The organism is Cyclobacterium amurskyense (assembly GCF_001050135.1).
GTDB classification, from domain to species: domain Bacteria; phylum Bacteroidota; class Bacteroidia; order Cytophagales; family Cyclobacteriaceae; genus Cyclobacterium; species Cyclobacterium amurskyense.
The window spans coordinates 639,628-660,563 of sequence record NZ_CP012040.1; the positions used below are offsets into that span (position 1 = coordinate 639,628).

Annotated in this window: 17 protein-coding genes; 4 read left to right on the plus strand and 13 right to left on the minus strand. The window is 38.8% G+C overall.

What is annotated here, in order from left to right; all coding sequences use genetic code 11:
* Positions 1-402: 402 nt before the first annotated feature.
* From CA2015_RS02485 to CA2015_RS02510, 5 genes are all read right to left on the minus strand, one after another.
* Positions 403-2,538 (minus strand): right-handed parallel beta-helix repeat-containing protein, encoded by a 2,136-nt coding sequence (locus CA2015_RS02485; RefSeq protein WP_240477918.1) that lies wholly within the window; start codon positions 2,536-2,538, stop codon positions 403-405.
* Positions 2,539-3,276: 738 nt separating this feature from the next.
* The gene (locus CA2015_RS02495) at positions 3,277-3,600 is read right to left on the minus strand and encodes a type II toxin-antitoxin system PemK/MazF family toxin (RefSeq protein ID WP_048640462.1); all 324 of its coding nucleotides are present in this window, start codon (positions 3,598-3,600) and stop codon (positions 3,277-3,279) included.
* Positions 3,591-3,836 carry an AbrB/MazE/SpoVT family DNA-binding domain-containing protein gene (locus CA2015_RS02500; protein ID WP_048640463.1) on the minus strand — a complete coding sequence of 82 codons (246 nt, stop codon included), beginning with the start codon at positions 3,834-3,836 and terminating at the stop codon, positions 3,591-3,593. Before CA2015_RS02500 ends, CA2015_RS02495 begins: the two co-directional genes overlap by 10 nt.
* A 218-nt stretch (positions 3,837-4,054) precedes the next feature.
* Positions 4,055-4,429: a helix-turn-helix domain-containing protein gene (locus tag CA2015_RS02505; protein WP_048640464.1), complete on the minus strand. Its 375-nt coding sequence runs from the start codon at positions 4,427-4,429 to the stop codon at positions 4,055-4,057.
* Positions 4,407-4,754, minus strand: coding sequence for a type II toxin-antitoxin system HigB family toxin (locus CA2015_RS02510; protein WP_240477919.1), 348 nt, complete (start codon positions 4,752-4,754; stop codon positions 4,407-4,409). Before CA2015_RS02510 ends, CA2015_RS02505 begins: the two co-directional genes overlap by 23 nt.
* A 554-nt stretch (positions 4,755-5,308) precedes the next feature.
* Between CA2015_RS02510 and CA2015_RS02515 the strand changes: the two genes are divergently transcribed.
* Together CA2015_RS02515 and CA2015_RS02520 are read left to right on the plus strand one after the other, a co-directional pair.
* Positions 5,309-6,376, plus strand: a complete 1,068-nt coding sequence (locus CA2015_RS02515) for a glycoside hydrolase family protein (RefSeq protein ID WP_048640466.1) — start codon at positions 5,309-5,311, stop codon at positions 6,374-6,376.
* A gap of 231 nt (positions 6,377-6,607) precedes the next feature.
* Entirely contained in the window at positions 6,608-8,131 is a 1,524-nt protein-coding gene (locus tag CA2015_RS02520) for a sulfatase (protein ID WP_053086633.1), read from the plus strand.
* Positions 8,132-8,596: 465 nt separating this feature from the next.
* Here the strand turns inward: CA2015_RS02520 and CA2015_RS02525 are convergent, their stop codons facing one another.
* Positions 8,597-9,349: a DUF1566 domain-containing protein gene (locus CA2015_RS02525; protein ID WP_157470258.1), complete on the minus strand. Its 753-nt coding sequence runs from the start codon at positions 9,347-9,349 to the stop codon at positions 8,597-8,599.
* A gap of 646 nt (positions 9,350-9,995) precedes the next feature.
* Here CA2015_RS02525 and CA2015_RS02530 point away from each other — a divergent pair.
* Positions 9,996-10,178, plus strand: coding sequence for a hypothetical protein (locus tag CA2015_RS02530; RefSeq protein WP_048640468.1), 183 nt, complete (start codon positions 9,996-9,998; stop codon positions 10,176-10,178).
* A gap of 159 nt (positions 10,179-10,337) precedes the next feature.
* Here CA2015_RS02530 and CA2015_RS02535 read toward each other — a convergent pair whose 3' ends face one another.
* The 4 genes from CA2015_RS02535 to CA2015_RS02555 form a co-directional block, all read right to left on the minus strand.
* On the minus strand, positions 10,338-12,605 hold the full coding sequence (locus tag CA2015_RS02535; RefSeq protein WP_053086634.1) for a ligand-binding sensor domain-containing protein: 2,268 nt from the start codon (positions 12,603-12,605) through the stop codon (positions 10,338-10,340).
* A gap of 58 nt (positions 12,606-12,663) precedes the next feature.
* Complete coding sequence (locus tag CA2015_RS02540) at positions 12,664-13,659, minus strand: polysaccharide deacetylase family protein (protein WP_048640469.1); 996 nt, start codon at positions 13,657-13,659, stop codon at positions 12,664-12,666.
* Positions 13,660-13,983: 324 nt separating this feature from the next.
* A complete protein-coding gene (locus CA2015_RS02550) occupies positions 13,984-14,397 on the minus strand; it encodes a hypothetical protein (RefSeq protein ID WP_048640471.1) in 414 nt (137 codons plus the stop codon).
* A 91-nt stretch (positions 14,398-14,488) separates the two neighbouring features.
* The gene (locus tag CA2015_RS02555; RefSeq protein ID WP_048640472.1) at positions 14,489-15,250 is read right to left on the minus strand and encodes a hypothetical protein; all 762 of its coding nucleotides are present in this window, start codon (positions 15,248-15,250) and stop codon (positions 14,489-14,491) included.
* Positions 15,251-15,840: 590 nt separating this feature from the next.
* Between CA2015_RS02555 and CA2015_RS24745 the strand changes: the two genes are divergently transcribed.
* Positions 15,841-15,996 (plus strand): hypothetical protein, encoded by a 156-nt coding sequence (locus tag CA2015_RS24745; RefSeq protein ID WP_157470261.1) that lies wholly within the window; start codon positions 15,841-15,843, stop codon positions 15,994-15,996.
* 600 nt (positions 15,997-16,596) lie between these two features.
* Here CA2015_RS24745 and CA2015_RS02560 read toward each other — a convergent pair.
* The 3 genes from CA2015_RS02560 to CA2015_RS02570 all read right to left on the minus strand — a co-directional run bounded on the left by CA2015_RS02560 (position 16,597) and on the right by CA2015_RS02570 (position 20,670).
* Positions 16,597-18,582: a GNAT family N-acetyltransferase gene (locus CA2015_RS02560; RefSeq protein WP_048640473.1), complete on the minus strand. Its 1,986-nt coding sequence runs from the start codon at positions 18,580-18,582 to the stop codon at positions 16,597-16,599.
* 984 nt (positions 18,583-19,566) lie between these two features.
* Complete coding sequence (locus tag CA2015_RS02565; RefSeq protein ID WP_048640474.1) at positions 19,567-19,980, minus strand: hypothetical protein; 414 nt, start codon at positions 19,978-19,980, stop codon at positions 19,567-19,569.
* 216 nt (positions 19,981-20,196) lie between these two features.
* Positions 20,197-20,670, minus strand: a complete 474-nt coding sequence (locus tag CA2015_RS02570) for a hypothetical protein (RefSeq protein WP_048640475.1) — start codon at positions 20,668-20,670, stop codon at positions 20,197-20,199.
* Positions 20,671-20,936 lie beyond the last annotated feature (266 nt).

Here is a 20,936-nt window from a genome sequence, read left to right on the forward strand (position 1 = left end):
CAAAAGAAGCCCTGATTACTTTAAAAAGTAGTCAGGGCTTTTGTTTTTTTATTAGTAATGCGATTCATCAATATTAGAATTAACAAAATCCCCCCTTCAAAAAAGGAAAGAAAGAGCTTGTCCCGACCAAAGTCGGGAGGGATTTCAAACGCAAACATTCTAAAATATCAAGTTGAAATAGAATTACTTTCCCGTATAAATTCCCCCTGCCCACTTGTCAAGGGGGAGTTGCGGCAAAAGAAATTTTATTGCTGAATTGATGGAATTGAAACGGGCTGCCTCAATCTAAAGTCAGTAACGGAACTCGTCAATCTTCATTATCTGCTTTTTCTGTGGCTATCTAATGGAGGATGCTGCTTGACTAAATAAACGTCATCTTTCCTGATGGGATCAAATCATTCCCTACTCCTTTTCCATATTCACCTTTACCTCCCTGTCAAAGGCTGCCAATATGCTTTCGGGCAGCTTGGCTTTTTCTTTCCATGCCTCCTCTCCATACACCCCACTTGCATCAAGGTCAAATGGTTTGAAGCCAATGCGCCTAATCGTTTTCTTGCTACTGAATTCAAAGTTGAAGTTTTCAGGATCTTTGAAACGGGGGTTCATGATCCTACTGTGTTGATCATGCCCGAACTTCTGCCATTCTGCAAAGCTTTTTCCATTAAAATCATATTTCTCTCCTCCCGTATTCCAATACATATTGTTATCCATGGCAATGTCAATCTTTTCCCAGGCACCTTGCAACACCGCACCTTTATCGAAGACAATAATATTGTTCATGAAATCAAAAGACCTGTGTTCTTCCACCCTTGTGCACTGGGCCTGGTACATTTTGGCATAGGCAAAGATATTATTCCGGATGGTATTGTTTTCCCCATAATGCTGATGAAAGCCACCTGTTTTGGTACTGTATACCAGGTTATTTTCCATCACTATACCAGTGGAGCCTTCATCTGTATACAAACCCCAGCCACCATAAGAATAGGCGTGTACATGATGCACAATATTGTTACTGATCACTGTTCCTTCTGATTTGCCCAGGGTATAAACCGCTGCCATATCGCTGAGAAGGGTCCAGCCTATGTGGTGAATATGATTGTAAACGATGGTATTCCTTTTGGCATTGCTTTCGGCATATCCCCAAACCCATCCAACAGAAATTCCTGTATAATAAAAATCCCCTATATCATTGTGGCTGATTTCATTGTCAGAACTATGGCCTACCCAGACCCCCACAGCTGTAGGATACTCCAAACCTCCGGTCTGTATAATATTATTGTGCAGTTTGATGTGGGAGGTATGGTTGACACCTTCATGGGCTCTCGTCTCTCCAAGGTAAATTCCCCCTCCTCCAAGATCATGTAAATAGCTTCGTTCGATCGTAGAATTATGACAGCCTTTGCCATACCAAAGCGCATGCTGGCCAGTTTTAGAAATTTCACAATCCACAAAATCAACATGGTTGGCCCCTTCGAGCATTACCGCGGCATTGATCATTGTTGCTGCCTGACTGGGTTCAGCACCGGAAGGAGGAACCGCATAATGGCAATGCATAAAAGAAAGGCCTTCAAAACGAACATGTTCAACCGGTTTACCATTGGCAGCATCCCCTTTGACCAACACCAGATTATCCAGCACCGGAGCAATTACTTCCGCATTTTCTGGATGCTCTCCTGGAAGAGGAATATAATACAAGATTCCTTTCGAATTTAAATACCACTCTCCTGCTTCATCCAATGCTGCTGCAAAATTTTCGAATACAATCCGCCCTCCTTCTTTGATTGGGTTCCAAGGTGGCATTCCTCCACCCGAAGTATATACCTGTGCACTGTCCTTATCCAATTTATCAAGATACCGCATGGTGAAATTCCACTTGTGATAAGCCCTGAGTCGAACATTTTCCAAATCCTCATCGGCAATCCCTTTTAAATGGGAAAAATTCTCTTCGTCGAAAGAGAACACATGCTGGGCTTTTTCTACTGCCCTTCCTGTACCTTTTATCCAATCATTTTGCTTCACTGCGCCTATGTGCATAAAGCCTTCATTGGGTGTACGCGCCAGAGTTGCCCTTTTCCCATTGACATACAATTGGTCAAATCGCCATTTGTAATACCGGCTTTCATGGAGTTCAAGTTCCCAAATGCCCAGTTCATTTACCTTAAATCCTGATAGTTTTTTCCCACCACTGAACACTGGTTTTTCATTTGGATAGGCTTTGTACACCACTGGAGCTTCTTCGGAACCACCATCCCCTGGATTCAATTCCAGAGGTGCCAACATCTCGTATTCTCCACCTCTTATCAGGATGGTAACCGGGCCAGTAGCCCCATTGTTCTTTTTGTGTTTTCTGATCCAATCACGAGCCCCTATAAGGCTGGCCAATGGTTGGTCTATCGTTCCTTCACTCTTATCGTCTCCATTTGGAGCCACATAGATTGTGCGCCCATTTTCCTTAACCTGATTTGCTGTTGCATAGGCCATGGGGGTAACATATATGAGAAAAACCAATAATAATCCAATAGCACTACTAATTTTCATATGATTCATTGTCCTTTTTCTTTGGTAAGCCAATTTACAATTATAGGGCAAACATTTCCATCAAGGAGTGGATTTTCATTTAAAACCAGGAGGTATATAGCCGTGGTAGTCATCTTCGGTGGAGATTTTGTCAGCATTGTTGCGGAAAAAAAATGGCAATAATACCGCCAAAATCAAGATGTGTATAATCTTCCTCACCAAGGGCTGACACCCTTGGCTGCCATATTGCGCCCCGTCAGGGCTTGGTAATGTCAAAAAATTTGATGTGCGTTTTTGGTAGAAATAAACGTTAGGATTTTGTCAGCATTGTTGCGGAAAAAAAATGGCAACAATGCCGCCAAAATCAAGATGTGTATAATCTTCTTCACCAAGGGCTGACACCCTTGGCTGTGGTATTGCGCCCCGTCAGGGCTTGGTGTAATCCTAAAACTTGGTGTATGATTTTGATAAGGAATGGACGTTGGGATTTTGATCTTCATCTAGGTGTAATTTGCAATTACACCTTTATATCAATAGCTATGAACTTTAGAAAAGTCATGTTAAAAGGCCATTTGCAATGGCCTATAACAAATCATCTAAGAAAATCTTACTTGTGTTAGCATTGGCAATACCCTATTAGTCAACGGGAAACTCGCATATAGCAAAGGTCAGATATAGCATCCAACTGCGACGAAGTAAATACTTTTAAGCTTAAATGAAGTTCTATCCATTTTTAACTTTGGTAGGCTTGGTTTGCTATTAGTCTACGAAAGTCTCTTTGATAATGGCTTTCAATTCTTTTATTTCTGGTTTTGATAACCGGCCCAAAGGTCTTATAATACGTCCTTTATCAACTGTTCTAATTTGGTCAAGAACAATCCAACCAATTTTGTTGTCATGTTTTACCTCAATTCTGGTGGGATAGTTTTTGGAACTCGTTGTCATAGGCGCAATAACAAGGGTCCTGAGGTATTTATTCATCTCGTTGGGATAGATGATAACACAAGGTCTGGTCTTTTTTATTTCACTCCCAATGGTTGGATCTTGATTCACCAAGATGATCTGATATTGGTCTATTTCCATTCGTCTAGGTGGTCGTCTTCAAAGACATCATCAATCAAAAGTTTGTCGTCTCCATTTTCATTCATTTCTTTAAATGCTTTTTCCCAACCTTTTCTGGGAGTAGCTAATGGCCTTAGAACAATTTGATCTTTCTCAAGAATTAAATCAATCCTACCTTTAATATTATAGCGCTCTATAAGCGTTTTACTAAGTCTGATCCCCTTAGAATTCCCAATTTTCACCACTGATATTTCCATAATTCAAAACCTGTGCGTAATTACAAAGTTATTACTTACAACACATTATTCTAAATTCTAATCAAACCGCTTGGATGAATACGCAAGGGTTTAAAAATAGGGTTAACATAAAAGATAATCAGGGAGATTTTGTCGGTATTTTTGCGAAAAAAGGCAACAATACCACCAAAATCGATTCACGTTAGATCACTAAACCAGTGGCTGGGCCCACTAGCTACTCAACCATCAACCATTTCATAGTCTTGAATTAGTGTTTGGGCTGAAATCCCAAGCTCTTGATTGAGCTTTCGGATCATTGTAATACTCAATTTCCGCTTTCCCTTTAATATTTCACTCGCTCTACTTCTTGAACCAAGTAATTTACTAAGTTCACTTTTCGACATTCCTAATTGATCTATTCTAAACAATATGGCTTCGATTGGATTTGGAGATTCAATCGGATACTTTGTTTTTTCATATGCTTCTATAAGAATACTTAGAACTTCCAATTCATCGGATTCTTTAGAATTAGGTTTTAAGTCCAATTGCATCAGCTCATATGCACGAGCAAGGTAATTGTCATGATCTTTACTAGTCTTTATTGGCTTTAACATATGTTACAGTTTTTGAATTTATTAAATCATATTCAGCATGCGTACCAAACCATACAATAAATACAATTTTCAAGCGATATTCTATGTCTACAATCAATCTATATTTATTGCCATTAATATTGAAGACAGTTCTCTTTCCAGTTATTATTGATGCATTTCTGTATTTTACCTTTAAATCTTGAGGTGTTTCCCAATTGGATTGTTCTATTTCTTGTAACCAAGATTTAAGTGCTTGCTCAGTATTTGGGTACTTCACCCAATATTCTCGTATTGTATTTACTGCAATTACCCTCATAAACAATACAAATATAACAAATGTTCCCATATTGGGTTCAGGTAGTGATGGATTGTTATTATCCCCTTTGCTCTTGTCTTGAAGATTTTGTCAGCATTGTTGCAAAAAAAATGGCAACAATACCGCCAAAATCGATTGACGTTACAATTCTGAACAAGTGGCTGATACCTCTGGCTCCTAAAATTTCACCCCTACCGGGGTTTCGGGTTTCGTAAAGGTTATTAGGTGGCTTCAATAAAGAATTGAAAGGTGATGCTAAAGCTTAAGAAAATTCAGTTCAATCAGGGGTGATGAAAAAAAAATAATTAATTGTTAGGAATAAATTTGATTGAATTTCCTGTAGCAGAAGAAGTACAAATAATTTACCTTGCAACCGGCAAGGTATAAGCGGGAAAAGTAGAGATTTATAAAATTGAAAATTGAAAACTTTTGATGTAAGTCTTGCTTATTGAGACGTCTTACCTCCTTATTTATTCATCTTGACTTCCTTATCGGCTTAAACTTTTAAAATCTATGATAGGAACTTAAAGCTTAAATGAAAATTAGCTAAAATAACTTCAAAATAAATATTTAAAAACACAAAAATGCGCTTTAGCAAATACTTCCTAACTCTTTTTATACTCTTTTTACTGCACTTACAAGCCACAAAGGCGCAAACTTCTCAAAAAATCAAAGGCCAGCTCCAAGCCATTTCAGAGGACAATATTTTTCTTTCTGAGGATTACTTCAATTGGGGAGGCTCCATTCTGAAAGGGGAAGATGGCATGTATCACCTGTTTTATTCCAGATGGCCAAAATCCAGCCAATTCACCGGATGGTTGCTTTACTCAGAAATAGCCCATGCAGTTTCTACCAAGCCAAGTGGCCCGTGGAAATATCAGGCAACAGTCCTAAAAGGGCGAGGAAAAGGGCATTGGGATGCTATAACAGCTCATAACCCAAAAATAAAAAACTTTAATGGAAAGTATTATTTGTATTATATCTCTACGAATATGGGAGAAAATGAAAGCTATTCCGACAAAGAACTCCAAGAAACCAGTACAACAGGCTATAGTCATCCCAACTGGAAAATTCTACGCCCAAACCAAAGAACCGGTGTTGCCGTGGCTGAAAGCCTTGATGGCCCATGGGAACGATCTGATAAGCCATTGATAGAACCATCGGGTCCTATCAGCACCCTAACGGTCAACCCTGCAATTGACCGGGGGAAGGATGGAAAGTATTACCTCATTGTTAAAGGGGATAAACCCAATGATGAAAATTTTGTGCGCAATCAAGCCATGGCTATAGGTGATAGCCCCACAGGACCTTTCATCATTCAACCAAAGCCAGTAATCGATTATATGGACACTGAAGACATGTCCTTATGGTATGACCAAACCAGCGAGAAATACTATGGGATATTTCATTCCCACACTTTTATTGGTTTGGTAAGCTCTGAAGATGGAATCCACTGGGATAAGGCTGAAGAATATGAAATCATGACCAAAGCCATCCCAACCCAGAAAGGGGAAGACATCAAGCCCGACAGGATGGAAAGGCCTTTTGTATATCAAGAAAAAGGAGTCGTAAAGGTATTAGGCCTGGCCTGTAAGTTGGAAAATGAATCGTTTATAGTTACCATTCCTGTAAAAGAAAATATTCAATATTAGAATGTTTTTATAAACATTATTTTGGGATGGTTATCTTTTATATATTGGAAGGAGGTGTCTTTTGAATTCATTAAAACTTTAACTGAGGACAGTTCAAAATATTTTGTTTAAAAGGACAATGGTTAATCAAAAGGGGTTGGGTATTCATTTTGATTACCCCCTTTCGACACAGTAAAGGCAAAGTAAAACTCACTCAATAATTTTTATTCCAACCCAAATAGCTATTGAACAATGATAAAACAATCAGTAAAAATTTTTCTTTTAGGCCTTCTGGTTGGTATGTCATTCAGTAAAGTACGTGGATCGGATATTCCTAAAAAGAATAAACAACCGAATATCGTCTTCTTTTTTGTAGGAGACATGGGCTGGCTAGATACTTCGGTGCCATTTTATAAAGAGGTGACTGCACTTAACGAAAGGTATCATACTCCGAATATGGAGAGATTAGCCCGAGAGGGAATGAAATTCACACAAGCTTATGCCAGTGCTGTCTGTACTCCCTCCAGAGTAAGTTTAATGACGGGGGTAAATGCTGCCAGACATAAGGTTACCAACTGGACCTTAATAAAAGATGAATCCCCTGATAATGATGACGAAGTGGTAAAGTCTCCCGATTGGAATCTAAACGGCCTGAGCCCAATCCCAAATATTCCTCACACCTTCTTTCATCCAGAAAATTTACCTCTGCTATTGAGTCAAAATGAATATAGGACCATTCATGTAGGGAAAGCACATTTTGGGGCCTTAGGTACTCCGGGAGAGAATCCATTAAACTTGGGTTTTGACCTTAACATTGGTGGAAATGCAGCAGGTGGCCCTGGGAGCTATCTAGGTATCCATAATTTTAGCTCCACCTGGAAAGGTTCTGGCAACACTTTATTGGATTTGCCCGGCTTGGAAGCTTACCATGGTGAAGCCATTTACCTAACTGAAGCACTGACCAGAGAAGGGCTAAAAGCTGTATCAAAGGCGGTTGAAGACGACAAACCTTTTTACCTGTACCTATCACATTATGCCAATCACCCGCCTAGGGAAAAGGATGAACGCTTTTACCAAAATTACATAGATCAAGGCCTAAATGAATTGGAGGCCACTTATGCATCAATGATTGAAGGCATGGACAATTCCTTGGGAGACATTATGGATCATCTGGAAAAACTCGGTGTGAATGACAATACAATTGTCGTTTTTATGTCAGACAACGGACCCCATCCGCAGGTACCTCAGAACCTACCCTTGAGAGGACATAAATTAGGTCCATATGAAGGAGGTATCAGGGTACCCCTGTTGGTCAAGTGGCCAACTGTAACCCTTCCGGGAACAGTTTCAGAGGATTGTATTATTATTGAGGATATCTTCCCAACCTTTTTAGAAATGGCAGGATTGAATAGCCTGGTAAATAAAAGCATAGATGGTCAAAGCTTTGTTCCTATTTTAAAAGGGGAGCCTTCTAAATCCGCAGACAGACCACTACTATGGCACTTCCCAAACACCTATTTTAGCCCACCTTATAGTGCCGTCAGAAAGGGAAACTGGAAACTGATCTACTACCATGTGGATCAAAAATTTGAATTGTTCAATTTAAAGGATGATATCGGTGAATCCACAGAGCTAAGCAATACTAATAAGATTAAAACCAAAGAAATGGCTGAATTGATGACAAAGTTATTGAAAGAGACCGGAGCACAAATGCCAACAATAATTGCTACCGGACGATTCGTGCCCTATCCTGATCAGGTATATAGCCTGCATTAAGAAGATTTTGTCAGCATTGTTGCAGAAAAAAAAGCAACAATACCGCCAAAATCAAGATGTGTATAATCTTCCTCACCAAGGGCTGACACCCTTGGCTTATTTATTGCGCCCCTTTAGGGCTTGGTGATATGTTTTAGAACTTAATGTACGTTTTTTATAAGAAATAGACGTTGTGATTTTGTCAGCATTGTTGCAGAAAAAAGCAACAATACCGCCATAATCTATGACGTTAATTTCGCCAATCCAGTCGCTGATGCCACTGGCTACAAAAATATCACCCTTGAAGGGGTTTTCTGTTGGCGTAAGGATTAATACGTGATTTCGGTAAAGACCAGTTCCGTTGTGATTAATATCCGTTTGTGATTTGGCACCTTGTGCCCATTTTTTAGAAAGCCTTAAAGGTTAATTTATGATAGTAAAATTAAAATCGATCCTTTCTGAAATAAACGGTTGTATTGAAATGGGTTAAAAAGCCCGAGCAGCACGAATATAAGTTTTGATGGACTTGCTACCAATTGCCTGATGTCCATTTTCGAAGCCATGGGCCCAGGCAGTATAGCCATTTTGCTCAGTAGAACTCCAGTAATAATCAGCAGCAAAACCACCATATCCATTTACATGAAGATTAGTGTACATCAAATATAACTCAGCCCGTGATGGTAAAAACCACTCGGTGCCAAGGGCTCGACATACATCTGTGGCGGTACCTTCCATATTATCGCATTTAATTTGCATTGTGTTAGCCATCCCATCACCTACTCTTGCTCCATCTATTGTTTCTGCATCACTATCCATAGGTTCGTCCTGAACGTTATTTAACCCTTCAAAATCTATTCGGTGACATCCCCATTCTGAAGCCTCACTCTGATCTGTCTTAGCTGCTACCATTCCCGTTCCATCAGTGGTGTTTAGGTAGAAGATTAATCCCTCTTTATAAGTCTTGCCGTATAGACTATCTAAGAGAATCCCCCCATCAAACAATTTCTTTGGCGTTTGACCTTTATCCAATAATGTTTGGACTTGAGTCGGATCAAATGAATCACAACTTGACCCGAGATAACCGACAGGACAGTCACAAATGCCTTCATTGCATATACCTCCGTTTTGACATGTAAGCTCGGCGCAAGCATCTTTTTCGAATAGACTACAAGAAGAGATGGATAGGGTACCTATTAACGAGAGAACCATTGGTAAATAACTCAATACTCTACTTTTCATGTGTTTTTATTATTTTTGAAACTGCCTATTTTGCTTTGTAATTTCAGCAGTCTACTTTCATCTGACCTGCACATTTACCGAAACTCCTTTTAGAATAAAATTGTGTAGAGCATAGAAATTCGTTCCTAGTGCATTTTACACGCTAAAACTAACTAATAATTTATTAACATTTGGCACATAAAAGTAATTGTGTCTTAAAACAGGTAATTTATTTCAGACACCAAGCATTGTAAAATACAAGTATAAAATTAATCCGATGCCGAATAAACACGACTAAAAGTTAGAAGATTTTGTCAGCATTGTTGCAGAAAAAAAGCAACAATACCGCCAAAATCAAGATGAGATGATCATTTTATACCAAGGGCTGACACCCTTGGCTGATTTATTCCGCCCCGTCAGGGCTTGGTGATGTTTTAGAATTTAATGTGCGTTTTTTATAAGAAATAGGCGTTGTGATTTTGTCAGCATTGTTGCAAAAAAAAGCAACAATGCCGCCAAAATCAAGATGGGTATAATCATTCCTTTCCGAGGGCTGACACCCTTGGCTGATATATTACGCCCCGTCAGGGCTTAAACAATTCTCAAAATTTAATCCACGTTCGGTAATTAATTGACGTTGGGATTTTGTCATCATTGTTACGAAAAAATGGTAACAATACCGCCAAAATCACTAAATGTTTTATTCAATAATCCGGTGGCTGAGGCCACCGGCTATAATCATGCCACCTCTGCTGGGGTTTTTAATTGGATTAAACGTTACTATGTGGATTTAGTAATAGGCAAGCCTGACAAAATCGATTGGTGTTTTATTCCGGTTTTGGTGGGTTAACACTACAGGGTTAATTTTGTAAAAACCCTCCAGGCTTCTTCTGTCATCCTTTAATTTACCGCTCTTTCATAATAGAAAACAGACCTTCTTTAAACATTTAAAGGAATTCTAAGCCATTTGGCGGAAAGGTTTAATAAATGCACCGCCTGCACCTTCTCACTACTTAATCAATTGTTGATACCTTCCCATCCAATAGGGCAAAAGCCAGTAAACCGGTTCTTTCTCTTGGGAAGGATCACCTGAAACTGCCAAATAGGGATTTCTATCCCAACGCATGGTGCGGTATTCGCTGGGCGGCCTCAATTCATTTACCTGAACCTCTTCCAAAATCGGCGATCTTACCAGATGCAGGTCTTCTCTACGGCCATTGTCAATAGCCCAATCCACCAAACTCAAGGGGGCATCCTGAAGGAAAAATACTGAAGCCCCCAGCTCCTCAGTCTCCCCTGTCAAAAGGTTGTAGGTAAAATTAAGCAATGGACTTTGGGTAGCTTTAAATTTAGCAAACCATTGGTCCAAATGCTTGCGGTATTCGGCCTTTAGTTCAGGATCTTCTTCCAAGTTAATTAGTGGTGGATAAATGTACAGGGCCATGTATATATCAAAATAGGTTTCAAACGCCGGATTGGTCGTATACAATTGCTTGGCATTTTCCAAATACCCATGCACTTTGATTAACTTTATATAAGCCTCTTGATAGGCTGCTTTGCCGGTAATGGCATGGGCAAACTTAAGAAAGGACAGTATCTCCAGTGAATTCAAGGGTTTCTCCGGTAACCATTCAGGGTCATCGTTCAAGCTTTTTGGTGACCAAACACCCCATTTGGTAGGCTTGCCATCTACACCAACCAAATAGAAGTCATTTCTCAAAAGATGATCCATGATTTGCTCCACATGGGCTGCTATTCTTTTCTTTTCGGCCTCATCAGCCACAAGAAAATAATACCAGTAATAGCCAAAAAAATGTCCGGCAAATTCATCACTACTGGTATCTCCCTTCCACAACCATTTGCCATCCGCTGAAGGATGCCAACGAACTTCCACAGGCTTAGCCCTTGGATTATCGATGATGGCTTCTGCCAATTCTCTCTCCGTATAAGTCCTGTTCATGTCGTGCATTGGCCTGTCCCAATTTATAGGAACAACTGTCCGGGCAAAAAAGCCGTCCCTGCCGGTAACCTCTCTCAAAAGGTGCAAAAAGTCAAAGGCTTTCTTTGCCCGTTTTTTTGCCTCTTCAGACTTGGTGACTGCATAGCGGAAAGACTCCATGGCCAGGTACATGGCCGTATATTCCCCGTCATTGTCGTCATCATCAGCAACTATACTACTGGTATCTCCGGGCACTTCCAGTTTAAACCTTGCCACTATCCCGGGTTCTCTAACATGTCTTGTAATCAACTGATCATAGAAATAATCCGCCTTTTCGGCCAGGTTCATTTTCTTTCTCCGAATCACACTGACCCCATCCGCAGTTGCCACCCAGGCATTTCCTTTGGCATCAAAATCAATGTCTCTAACCTCATCAGCCCTTAGCCAACGTTGGCTTAAACGGACAGAATAGTCACTTTCTCCCGGCTGAAAGCGGGTAATCCCATAATCAGTTCCTGCCCACATTTTACCGTCAGGGGCTTTTTTCACAAAATTCACATGGATATTGGTAATGCCATCGGCTGGCTCTTTTTTATCGATTACCCTGTCCCCATTTCTTATGGTGACACCCCCGAGTCCTGCAACCCATAGATTACCTTGCTCATCAAAATCCAGCCCCTTGACATAGGCACTGATCAGGTCATCATTTTTTTGATAGGCTATTGTTTGCTCTTCTTTGCAATGGTACAATCCTATATCGGTCCCCAACCAAAGCCCACCATTCTTGTCCGAAAGTACTGCACGAATACTTCTGGCATTGGTGAAATTCTTGGACTCCCATTGATTATTGCTGTACAACCAAATTCCATAAGGACCAAAGGCATAGACACCTTCGTCGGTACTAAGCACCTTGGCGATAGGAGGTTTTGGTCCGGGAACTTTAACCAGTGCATTGTTCTCCATAGCATAAACCCCATCCCATGAGGCCAGCCAAACCTTTCCTGAAGCGTCTGAATCCAAGTCATAGGCAGGTCCTATATTTTCTTCAGGAAGCATTTGTTCCCAATCCCTTGCTATTTTGGACTTTTTGTAAACACCATGCCCGGTAGCAATCCATACCTCTTCTTCAGCAACCAAATGAATGGCACGAACATCATTGGCGGCGGCAATCTCTTTATGAACCACAAATCCCTCATGATATTCCTGTACAAAGGCAGTATCAGTATGGCTTGTCGCCTGCTTTTCAGGAACATGGTCTGCTTCAGTGGTTCTTCCACAGCCCATGGCCATAACAGCCAAGGCAAGACCTAGGCCATTGATTTTAATATAGTTGTACATGTTTTGAGACTCGAATTGAAAATGGTAGGGATTGGTACCTTGTGAAGGGCAAATTGACTTAGGAATTAAAACGCTTCATGATTTCTTTCCAATCGGTGAAGATGATACCTTCATCTTCGAAGAATTGTTTCAAGTCCGGATCAGCAAACATTTCCGCTTCCCAAATCCTTTGTTGCCAAGAACCGGTGATGGTTTTCAACTGTTCCGTATCTGCAGAAGGGTGGAAAATGATTTCTGTCAATCCGGGTTTCAGTGAGCGGATCAATTCTTTAAAAGCTTCCTTTTTCTCTTCATAGGTATCTGCCTTTGGTGCACTGGTAAAGAAATCCAATTTGGGCAAGGTGTAAGTAGCCATAAAATCTACCACTTCATCGGTGATGGGGTAACCTCCCTGTCTAAAAATCTCCACCACCTCAGGGTTTGAAAGGTCAATGGCATTGGCAGGAATACCGTATTCCATGGCCATTTTAAGGTAAACGATGGCATATTTGGGGTCGCCATATAAGGTACCCATATGCGTATCGATATGATCAGGACGGTAGCCCAGGGCAAGGGATTTTTCGATCTGCGCCCTAACTTCTGTGGCCACTTCCTCCGCAGAAGCATGGGCAACCACATCTTCCACAGAGCGCCATAACATCCCTTCCTCGTCAATAAGGCCGGGTACTTCTTCCGCCGGAGCAACAGAAGACCAACGCCAGGTTTTCCATTCACTGGTCAAGGCAAGATGCAAGCCAAGGTCTATTTCGGGATGTTCTATGGCCCAGTCAATGATCTCTTCAAAATTAGGACAAGGAGGCATGGCTGCGGCTGATTGGATATCGCCGGCCAACAGCATTTCTTTGGCTGCAGTATTGGCTTCAGGACTCATGCCAATGTCATCTGCATGCAGCATAATGACTTTTTTTCCTTCCGGATAGCCCAGTCTTTCGGCCCAATTGGCCGGGGTTTTGGTCTCGGTTTCTTGCACTTCAGCAGAAGTACTTTTTTGACCACAGGAACTTATGATTAACAGCGATGCCAGAAAGAGGCTAGAAAATATCTTGATTTGCATGACTTTTTCTTTTTACTACTCAAAAAGAGGTGTTTATGACTAGTTGGGGGGAGGGGAATTTGGGGGGTTATTGTTTTCTTTTTTTGGGGGGGGATTGAAATTGGGAGCAGAAATTATTAATGGTAGAATAATGATGATGACCAGACAAAAGATTCTACTATTTCAATTCTATGATTGGGGTTATAGAGTATTTAAGATTTTTTTTTTAAATAAGAAAAATAAACCTATTGTAGAAAAACAATAAATAATTTTTTTTTAACAGAATGCGAAAATAATCTATAATATTATTAAATATCCCGGTTGGTCAAGGGATTTTTACAATTATTATAATATTCGAAATGAAAGAATAGGTTCAAGTAGGATTAAAATATCTTTTATATTAGTAATAACTGCACCCACTACAAAAGAAATAGTGGAAAACAAAACATCTCGTTTCAATTGTTTATTTTGTAAATCAACATTAATCGCTGTTAATTCTTTTATTGTAATTTCAAGATTTTTAATACGATTATTCTCATTTAAATACTCTCTAATTCCTATTTCATTAATATTATATATTTCCGGTGAATTTATAATATATCGATATGCATTTCTTTCATTTTTTATTAGACCGTGGGAATTTAAAAAGGAAATGGCCGAGTCATACAAACCGCTACGACCATCGTGCGTTACTATACTGTTTTTTTTAATTAATTCCGCAACTATTTCATCTATTTGGTTTAATAATTCGTCTTTCATAGCAAATATTTTATAATGATTTTAATAAATTTTTAAATATTAGATTTTAAACTATACAGCATAAAATTATATACTCTTATGCTATGTGCATCTAATTAATTTTAGCTATTTTTTTTTCAATTTCATCTCGACTTCTATAATCAAGTATTATAGGCAGACATGTATCTAACTTATTCATTTTAAGACTTAAATGATAATCATTATTAGCTCCAAAATGGCTAAACCCAGTAATTTCAGTCAATAAATCATTAGAAAAATCGTCATTATTAAGGACAAGTACATATCCAAATGGGGGAAATGTAATCTCAGAACCTAAGACTATTTTTCCTGACTTAAAATTTCCTTTTTGATTCAATTCCAAATATCTCAAACGTGGCCCGTTATTTAGATAACAAAATACTCTTATTTCTTTTGGGCATTTTTTACTTTCTGGGTTATTAAGAAAGTTTATTAGTTCAGGATTGTTGACTAATGATGAAATTGGATTTATAGCTACAAACATTCCTAACACTTGCTTTAACAATCTTAAAGGATTTTGTCGTAAAGCGGTAAAGTCAAATCCTTTGTTATTACTATCTTGAATTAAATCAAGTCCAACATTAAACCATTCCTTGTAATATCTCACATATTCATTACCTAAAAAGGTATTACAATTATTACAATAAGAGTTATATCCAATACCCCCCTGAAAAACCTTACCTTTAAAAGGGTATGATAAAGGGTCCTCCGAAGTCATAAAGTCTAAAATTGAAGCATTATTATACCTTACCTTATTTCCACAACTTCTAGGTGGAACATGTTCAATGCTAAGTCTGGTTTCATTATGACAAAGTTTACAAGTACCAAAATTCATTTTTATATAATTATTAATTGACAAATAAATCACTCCCTGTGTTTAATTTTATTACCACACCAAAATTAATTTAAATTTCTTGAAAACGAAAGGATTTGAAGCAAATAAATGAAATTTAATTTGGTATTTTTAATTATTATAGAATTTTAAACTATATTATTTATAATTATATATATAAAATTTTTCTATATCAGGTTTTTCTCGCCCAGACTACCTTATCGACCCAAACAGGCAATTTTGTTCAACAATTAAGTATTTATTTGTTTTTACACTGCAAAATTTGCATTTTATAAAACTAAAAAGTATTTTCATTGTAGTCATTTATGTATAATTTAAAAACTTATATATCATGAGCACAATGAACTCAGTTTCGATCGACATTCCGGAAGAGGATCTAACGGAAATTAAACCTGGAATATACAATAAGCCTTCTATTACGTGAAGAAATCACTTCAAAATCAGCCACTTCGTTGCTGTTTTCAATTTTACCATAGCGATGCTATGCTAAAATCTCCAAAAAGCCTGATTTTTTCGGGATTACAACACTCATCACGAACCCTATTGCATAATTCGGGTTCAATGACACAGTGATGGTGGCAGGGCCTGAAGCCTATTTGGGCGCGCTGAGTTATTATAATTCCGTAAAATACGCCTCCAAACTGAATGTGGCCGATGCCAAAATCATCTATGAAGACCTCAAACAGCGCTTTCAAAAATCCAGAACATCCGGTGAAGCCGAAGGTTAACACCTGAAAATACCAGCCTATTTCTTTAATCGATTGGTTTTTATAGATATAAAACCTTACAGGTTTCACCCGCCAAATTTTAAGGTCAGGTTTATTTTCAGTAAAACCTGTAAGGTTTGCGGATTTAAGCCAATCAATGAAAGGTTACTAGAGATAAAACCTTACAGGTTTGGCTTACCTAGGTTTAACGTCAGGTTGGTTTTCAACAAAACCTGTAAGGTTTGCGGATTTAAGCCAATCAATGAAAAGTTGCTAGATATATAACCTTACAGGTTTGGCTTGCCTAGTTTTAACGTCAGGTTGGTTTTCAACAAAACCTGTAAGGTTTGGGGATTTAAGCCAATCAATAAAAAGTTACTTGATATAAAACCTTACAGGTTTGGCTTACCTAGGTTTAACGTCAGGTTGGTTTTCAACAAAACCTGTAAGGTTTGCGGATTTTAGGTAATAAATGAAAAGTTGCTAGATATATAACCTTACAGGTTTCACTCGCCTAGTTTTATCCTCAGGTTGATTTTAACTAAACCTGTAAGGTTTGTAGATTTAAGGTGATGAATAAATGGTTGCTACATATAAAACCTTAAAGGTTTGGCTTATCCATTACTTATTCTGATTACCGGTATTGATCTGTTTGTTATTGATCAGGTTGATGTGTCTGATATTTTTCATAATCTCTATGCGGTTGATCAGGGAATCGATGATCAGCTGGTATAGTTTATCTCCCAGCACCTGATCTTCCACACCATAGTCAATATTAGGGTTGTCATTGACTTCAATTACATATACTTTATCCTCCACAAATTTGAGGTCCACGCCATAGAGTCCGTCCCCTATCAGGGAAGAAGCTTTCACTGCCAGACTTACTATTTCCTCCGGCACCTGATCTATGGCTATTGTCTCATGGTTGCCGGATTTATCTTCCGCATCACTGTTCCAATTGTAAATCTGCCAATGATCCTGTGTCATGTAATATTTGCAAGCATAGATCGGTTTATTGTCCAATATCCCTATTCGCCAATCATAGGCCGAATACAAAAACTCTTGGCAAATTACCATATCGGTTTTCTTGAAGAGCAGGCCTAGTTCACGCTTTGCCTCCTCCTTATTGTTTACTTTTATCACCCCGAGAGAGAATGCACTATCGGGTTGTTTGAGTACTGCCGGGTACCTGATATTGTCCAGCAGTTTGTCTTCAAACATGTTCTTGGTTAAAGTGAAAGATTTAGGCGTGCGGATTTTATTTTTCTTAAACAATTCATGCTGGTAAATCTTATTGGAGCAGCGCAGTATAGACCAGGGATCATCTATCACCACCAGACCTTCAGCAAAAGCAAGGCGGGAGAGTTCATAGGTATAATGGTTGACATTGGTGGTTTCCCGGATAAACAAAGCATCAAATTCGTTGATTTTATTGATATCTTCTTTGCCGATAAAAGTAACGTACACCCCTTTTTTATTGGCAAGCTTACGGAATTTCTCAAGGGCTTCCTTATTTGAAGGCGGATTGGCTTCAAAGGGATTGATCAGTATGGCCAGGTCATACCTGTAATTATTAAGCCTGGGGAAATTGTAACGTTTTTTGTTGAAGTGCCGCTCTCCAGCATAAAACAAGGTTTCCTTTTGTGCCTCATCCAGATTTTTGAAGGTCAGCACCTTAATATTTTTTATGATCCATTTATCTACCTTAATAAAGTTAATGGTAAATAAGGGCACTTCAAAAACCTGATATAACCTGGCAGCCAACACCTTATAAGCCTTCAGCGGCGTTTGTCCAAAATACAAATCAAGAGACAGGTTAGTGCCTTTTTCTTTGCTGAGGATTTGGTTTACTTGTTCATTCAACTCATAGGAAAGTGCCTGCACCACATTGGCAATTTGCACATCTTTGATGGTAGAAGTACTTGGTATCACCCTTTGTCCCCGAGCGGAAGCCAAAAGAGAGACATAGTAACCATAACTTTGGTATTTGTAAGAACTACAGAGATTAAAAATCCTGAAATTGGCATTGTTTTGATACAAAGGATTATTGATATACTCTTTTACAGATACTATGGTGGCTTTTAGTCCCGTATTTTGCCAGACGTAAGGTTGATCGATTACGATCAGGTTTTTGTTTCCCTTATCTATTGCTTCTGTCCTAATTTTCATGCCCATCTTCAAGGCATCTTCACCGTTCTGATAATAGTTCTTCAATGTTTTGATCACTTCAAACCCCTTGGACAAATACCAGTCGGTGAGCTTGCTTTGGCTTTCCCTCACTTCCAGGGTAATGCTCCTAAAGTTATTAGAAAGCGCAAAAGCCTTGATGTATTCCATAATTGCATTGCCTATACCTTCCTTTCTGTATTGAAGTGCTACACTGATAGAATACAAGCGAAGCATGTGCTTGTACTTAAACAGCACAGCCGAAGCCACAGGCTGATTGTCCGCTGCATTCTCAGCAATAATCAGCTCCTGAAAAGAACTTTTCAGTCCTTTTTTGAGGTTTGAAGCGGAGGTTTGTTGGAATTCAGGAAATGATTCCCTCTCAAGGTTCAGGAGAAATTCCAGGTCTCCTGAACCGGCCTTACGAAAATTTAATTTCATGGATCCTATTTATGCTTGACTACACTACTTTCCCCGATTAACCACTATATAGACAAAAACGCTTGGTTTTCTTGCTGAAACCACCTCAAGCAACCTGACTATCTTACCTTTAGCTATCTCCCGAAAATCCTTTTGGACGATGCGGGATAATGTTACAAAAGGTAAACAATTCCTTTTAAACATTAACAGAAAAGTTTATGCTCAGCTAATTACGGATACCCCGGATGAAGTGTTGTGAAATTTTGAAATATTATCTTACTCTACTCTAATTAATAGAGGGCATAAAAGTCGGCGAAAGGCAAAAGCGCATCATTGTATATTTCAAGCTCCCCGGAACGGGATTTAAAACATTCTAAAATAAGAAAAATTGCACCGAAAATCATTTAATTCCCACCTCTGAGCATTTTTATTTCGAACTATTGGTAAAATGTTTTGAATAATAGGTCAATTCTTGTCAGTTTTTGGTCGAACTGATCAGCTAAAACTTAAAAAAAGCTGCCACAAAGGTGGAATTTTTCGGCAAAAACCTAATAATTATTAGTTAAAACCTAATATTTTTCGGCAAAAAGGTGGAAGCTTGAATAAAAAAGCTGAAATCATCGAGTTCAGAAGTACCCCAGCCCACTTCCGAACACCAAAAATTTGAGCCTATCTACGGACTTTTCCTGAAATTTTGTCATATTTCCCGTTTTTAGGGCTTTTTAATGTCAGTTTTTGGTCGAAATTATTAGGTCAGAGGTGGAAAATATAAGGTTTTACCTGCAAGGTTCCGTAAAAAACATTCAAGCCTTTCAGTTTTAGGTACTCCGGAGCAGTTCTCTGTCAGTAATTTGGAGAAAGAAAGAGCAAGGGGGTACTTCTGAAGTACCCCTGTGGTGTTATGGAATTCGGAAGTTTCTGAATTGGGTTTTTAAAACTCCTGCCAGGTTTTTTGACCATCTGCCATTCTACTACCTATAGATCAATCGGTTGCGTTTAGAAATCTTACCTTTTGATCACGCGTAACCAAAAGACAATAGCAATGGCCAAATGCCACCAGACACTTGGTTGCCACCACCAACTACTTATAATTTTATTCCAGCCCAATTCCCAAATCAAATTGGTATTTGGGTAACCATTGTCAAACCCTTGAAAAATATTGACTAGAAATTCAGTAACGATCGAGAAAAAAGCACCGCAAAACGTTCCTAAAAACACAAAAATCACAAAAGGTGTCCTGACGAAGGTTGAAACAAATCCAATGTTCTGATTTTCAAAATCAATTTCAGCAGTGTCTATTTGTTCTTCTTGCGTTACCTCCGGAGGGCCATCTCTATACTGTGAATATCCGGGCCTGGACCCAAGTAAGGCCCCAATAACAAGCAACAAAATGAAAATTTTATTCAGCCTTGTATCCATTTTATAGAGTGTTTAATTGATTAATACTGTTGTTAAAATCAAGCACACAACTCTTCAATATAAATCGTGTCCATTTGATAAACTATCAAGTACAATATAACCAAATATACACTTTGAGTAAAATTTCAGAACACATATATGGATCTACTAGCATTTGCCAAACATCATTTTATACCGTTTATTTTCAGATGTAAATGCTACTCCATTAATAAAGAATTAGTAATATTCATACTTGTCTAAGTTGATGAGGATATTCCAGAAGCAATGGCCTCCATCCGCTACAATTATCAGTTCCTCCCTCCATTGCCATGGTTCTAGAAAAAATTCTCCGTTCTTCTCAACCATACCTTCTTTAATTTCGCAGAGTGCGTTTACCCAAACCATCCGTTCGCCAGTGGCGTTTAGAAACCCTACATATTGTCGAAAATAGTTGGGTAGAGACGCTCTTGTAAGTAGGTCTGCCTTATTCTTTTGGACAGCATCCTTGATTAGTTGCTCAACGATAATTAAGTCGGTGGTGTCAGGAATCCAAGTTTCCGAAAAATCTTGAGCTATGAATTGGCGTTCATCTACTGTTGGCTTGATGATTGCAAATTCAAAATTGATTGGTTCAGAAGTTTTTTCACGGTACTTGTTTGTACAAGAATTCGCAGAGGTAAATAGCAATAAAGTAATAATTAAATTTTTCATTCGCTAAACTTTACAATAAGGTACGGTATCCACTATATTCCACTTACAAACACTAAAATAACTAAGTCCGAAAAGATTTTGTCAGCATTGTTGCAGAAAAAAAAGGCAACAATACCGCCAAAATCAAGATGTGGATAATATTCCTTACCAAGGCCTGACACCCTTGGCTGAGATATTGAGCCCCGGTGGGGCTTGGTGATATCACAAGACTTTGACTTGACTCGTCCCCTATAGGGAATAGGTAGGTTGTGATTTTGTCAGCATTG

What these genes read in the sequence shown, in the direction of transcription:
- CA2015_RS02530 (WP_048640468.1), top strand. Translation starts at nt 9,996, where the DNA reads ATGGTAACAATACCGCCAAAATCACTAAATGTTTTATTCAATAATCCG.
- CA2015_RS02505 (WP_048640464.1), bottom strand. Translation starts at nt 4,429, where the DNA reads ATGTTAAAGCCAATAAAGACTAGTAAAGATCATGACAATTACCTTGCT.
- CA2015_RS02510 (WP_240477919.1), bottom strand. Translation starts at nt 4,754, where the DNA reads ATGGGAACATTTGTTATATTTGTATTGTTTATGAGGGTAATTGCAGTA.
- CA2015_RS02495 (WP_048640462.1), bottom strand. Translation starts at nt 3,600, where the DNA reads ATGGAAATAGACCAATATCAGATCATCTTGGTGAATCAAGATCCAACC.
- CA2015_RS02525 (WP_157470258.1), bottom strand. Translation starts at nt 9,349, where the DNA reads ATGAAAAGTAGAGTATTGAGTTATTTACCAATGGTTCTCTCGTTAATA.
- CA2015_RS02540 (WP_048640469.1), bottom strand. Translation starts at nt 13,659, where the DNA reads ATGCAAATCAAGATATTTTCTAGCCTCTTTCTGGCATCGCTGTTAATC.
- CA2015_RS02500 (WP_048640463.1), bottom strand. Translation starts at nt 3,836, where the DNA reads ATGGAAATATCAGTGGTGAAAATTGGGAATTCTAAGGGGATCAGACTT.
- CA2015_RS02560 (WP_048640473.1), bottom strand. Translation starts at nt 18,582, where the DNA reads ATGAAATTAAATTTTCGTAAGGCCGGTTCAGGAGACCTGGAATTTCTC.
- CA2015_RS02535 (WP_053086634.1), bottom strand. Translation starts at nt 12,605, where the DNA reads ATGTACAACTATATTAAAATCAATGGCCTAGGTCTTGCCTTGGCTGTT.
- CA2015_RS02570 (WP_048640475.1), bottom strand. Translation starts at nt 20,670, where the DNA reads ATGAAAAATTTAATTATTACTTTATTGCTATTTACCTCTGCGAATTCT.
- CA2015_RS02485 (WP_240477918.1), bottom strand. Translation starts at nt 2,538, where the DNA reads ATGAAAATTAGTAGTGCTATTGGATTATTATTGGTTTTTCTCATATAT.
- CA2015_RS02550 (WP_048640471.1), bottom strand. Translation starts at nt 14,397, where the DNA reads ATGAAAGACGAATTATTAAACCAAATAGATGAAATAGTTGCGGAATTA.
- CA2015_RS24745 (WP_157470261.1), top strand. Translation starts at nt 15,841, where the DNA reads ATGGTGGCAGGGCCTGAAGCCTATTTGGGCGCGCTGAGTTATTATAAT.
- CA2015_RS02565 (WP_048640474.1), bottom strand. Translation starts at nt 19,980, where the DNA reads ATGGATACAAGGCTGAATAAAATTTTCATTTTGTTGCTTGTTATTGGG.
- CA2015_RS02515 (WP_048640466.1), top strand. Translation starts at nt 5,309, where the DNA reads ATGCGCTTTAGCAAATACTTCCTAACTCTTTTTATACTCTTTTTACTG.
- CA2015_RS02520 (WP_053086633.1), top strand. Translation starts at nt 6,608, where the DNA reads ATGATAAAACAATCAGTAAAAATTTTTCTTTTAGGCCTTCTGGTTGGT.
- CA2015_RS02555 (WP_048640472.1), bottom strand. Translation starts at nt 15,250, where the DNA reads ATGAATTTTGGTACTTGTAAACTTTGTCATAATGAAACCAGACTTAGC.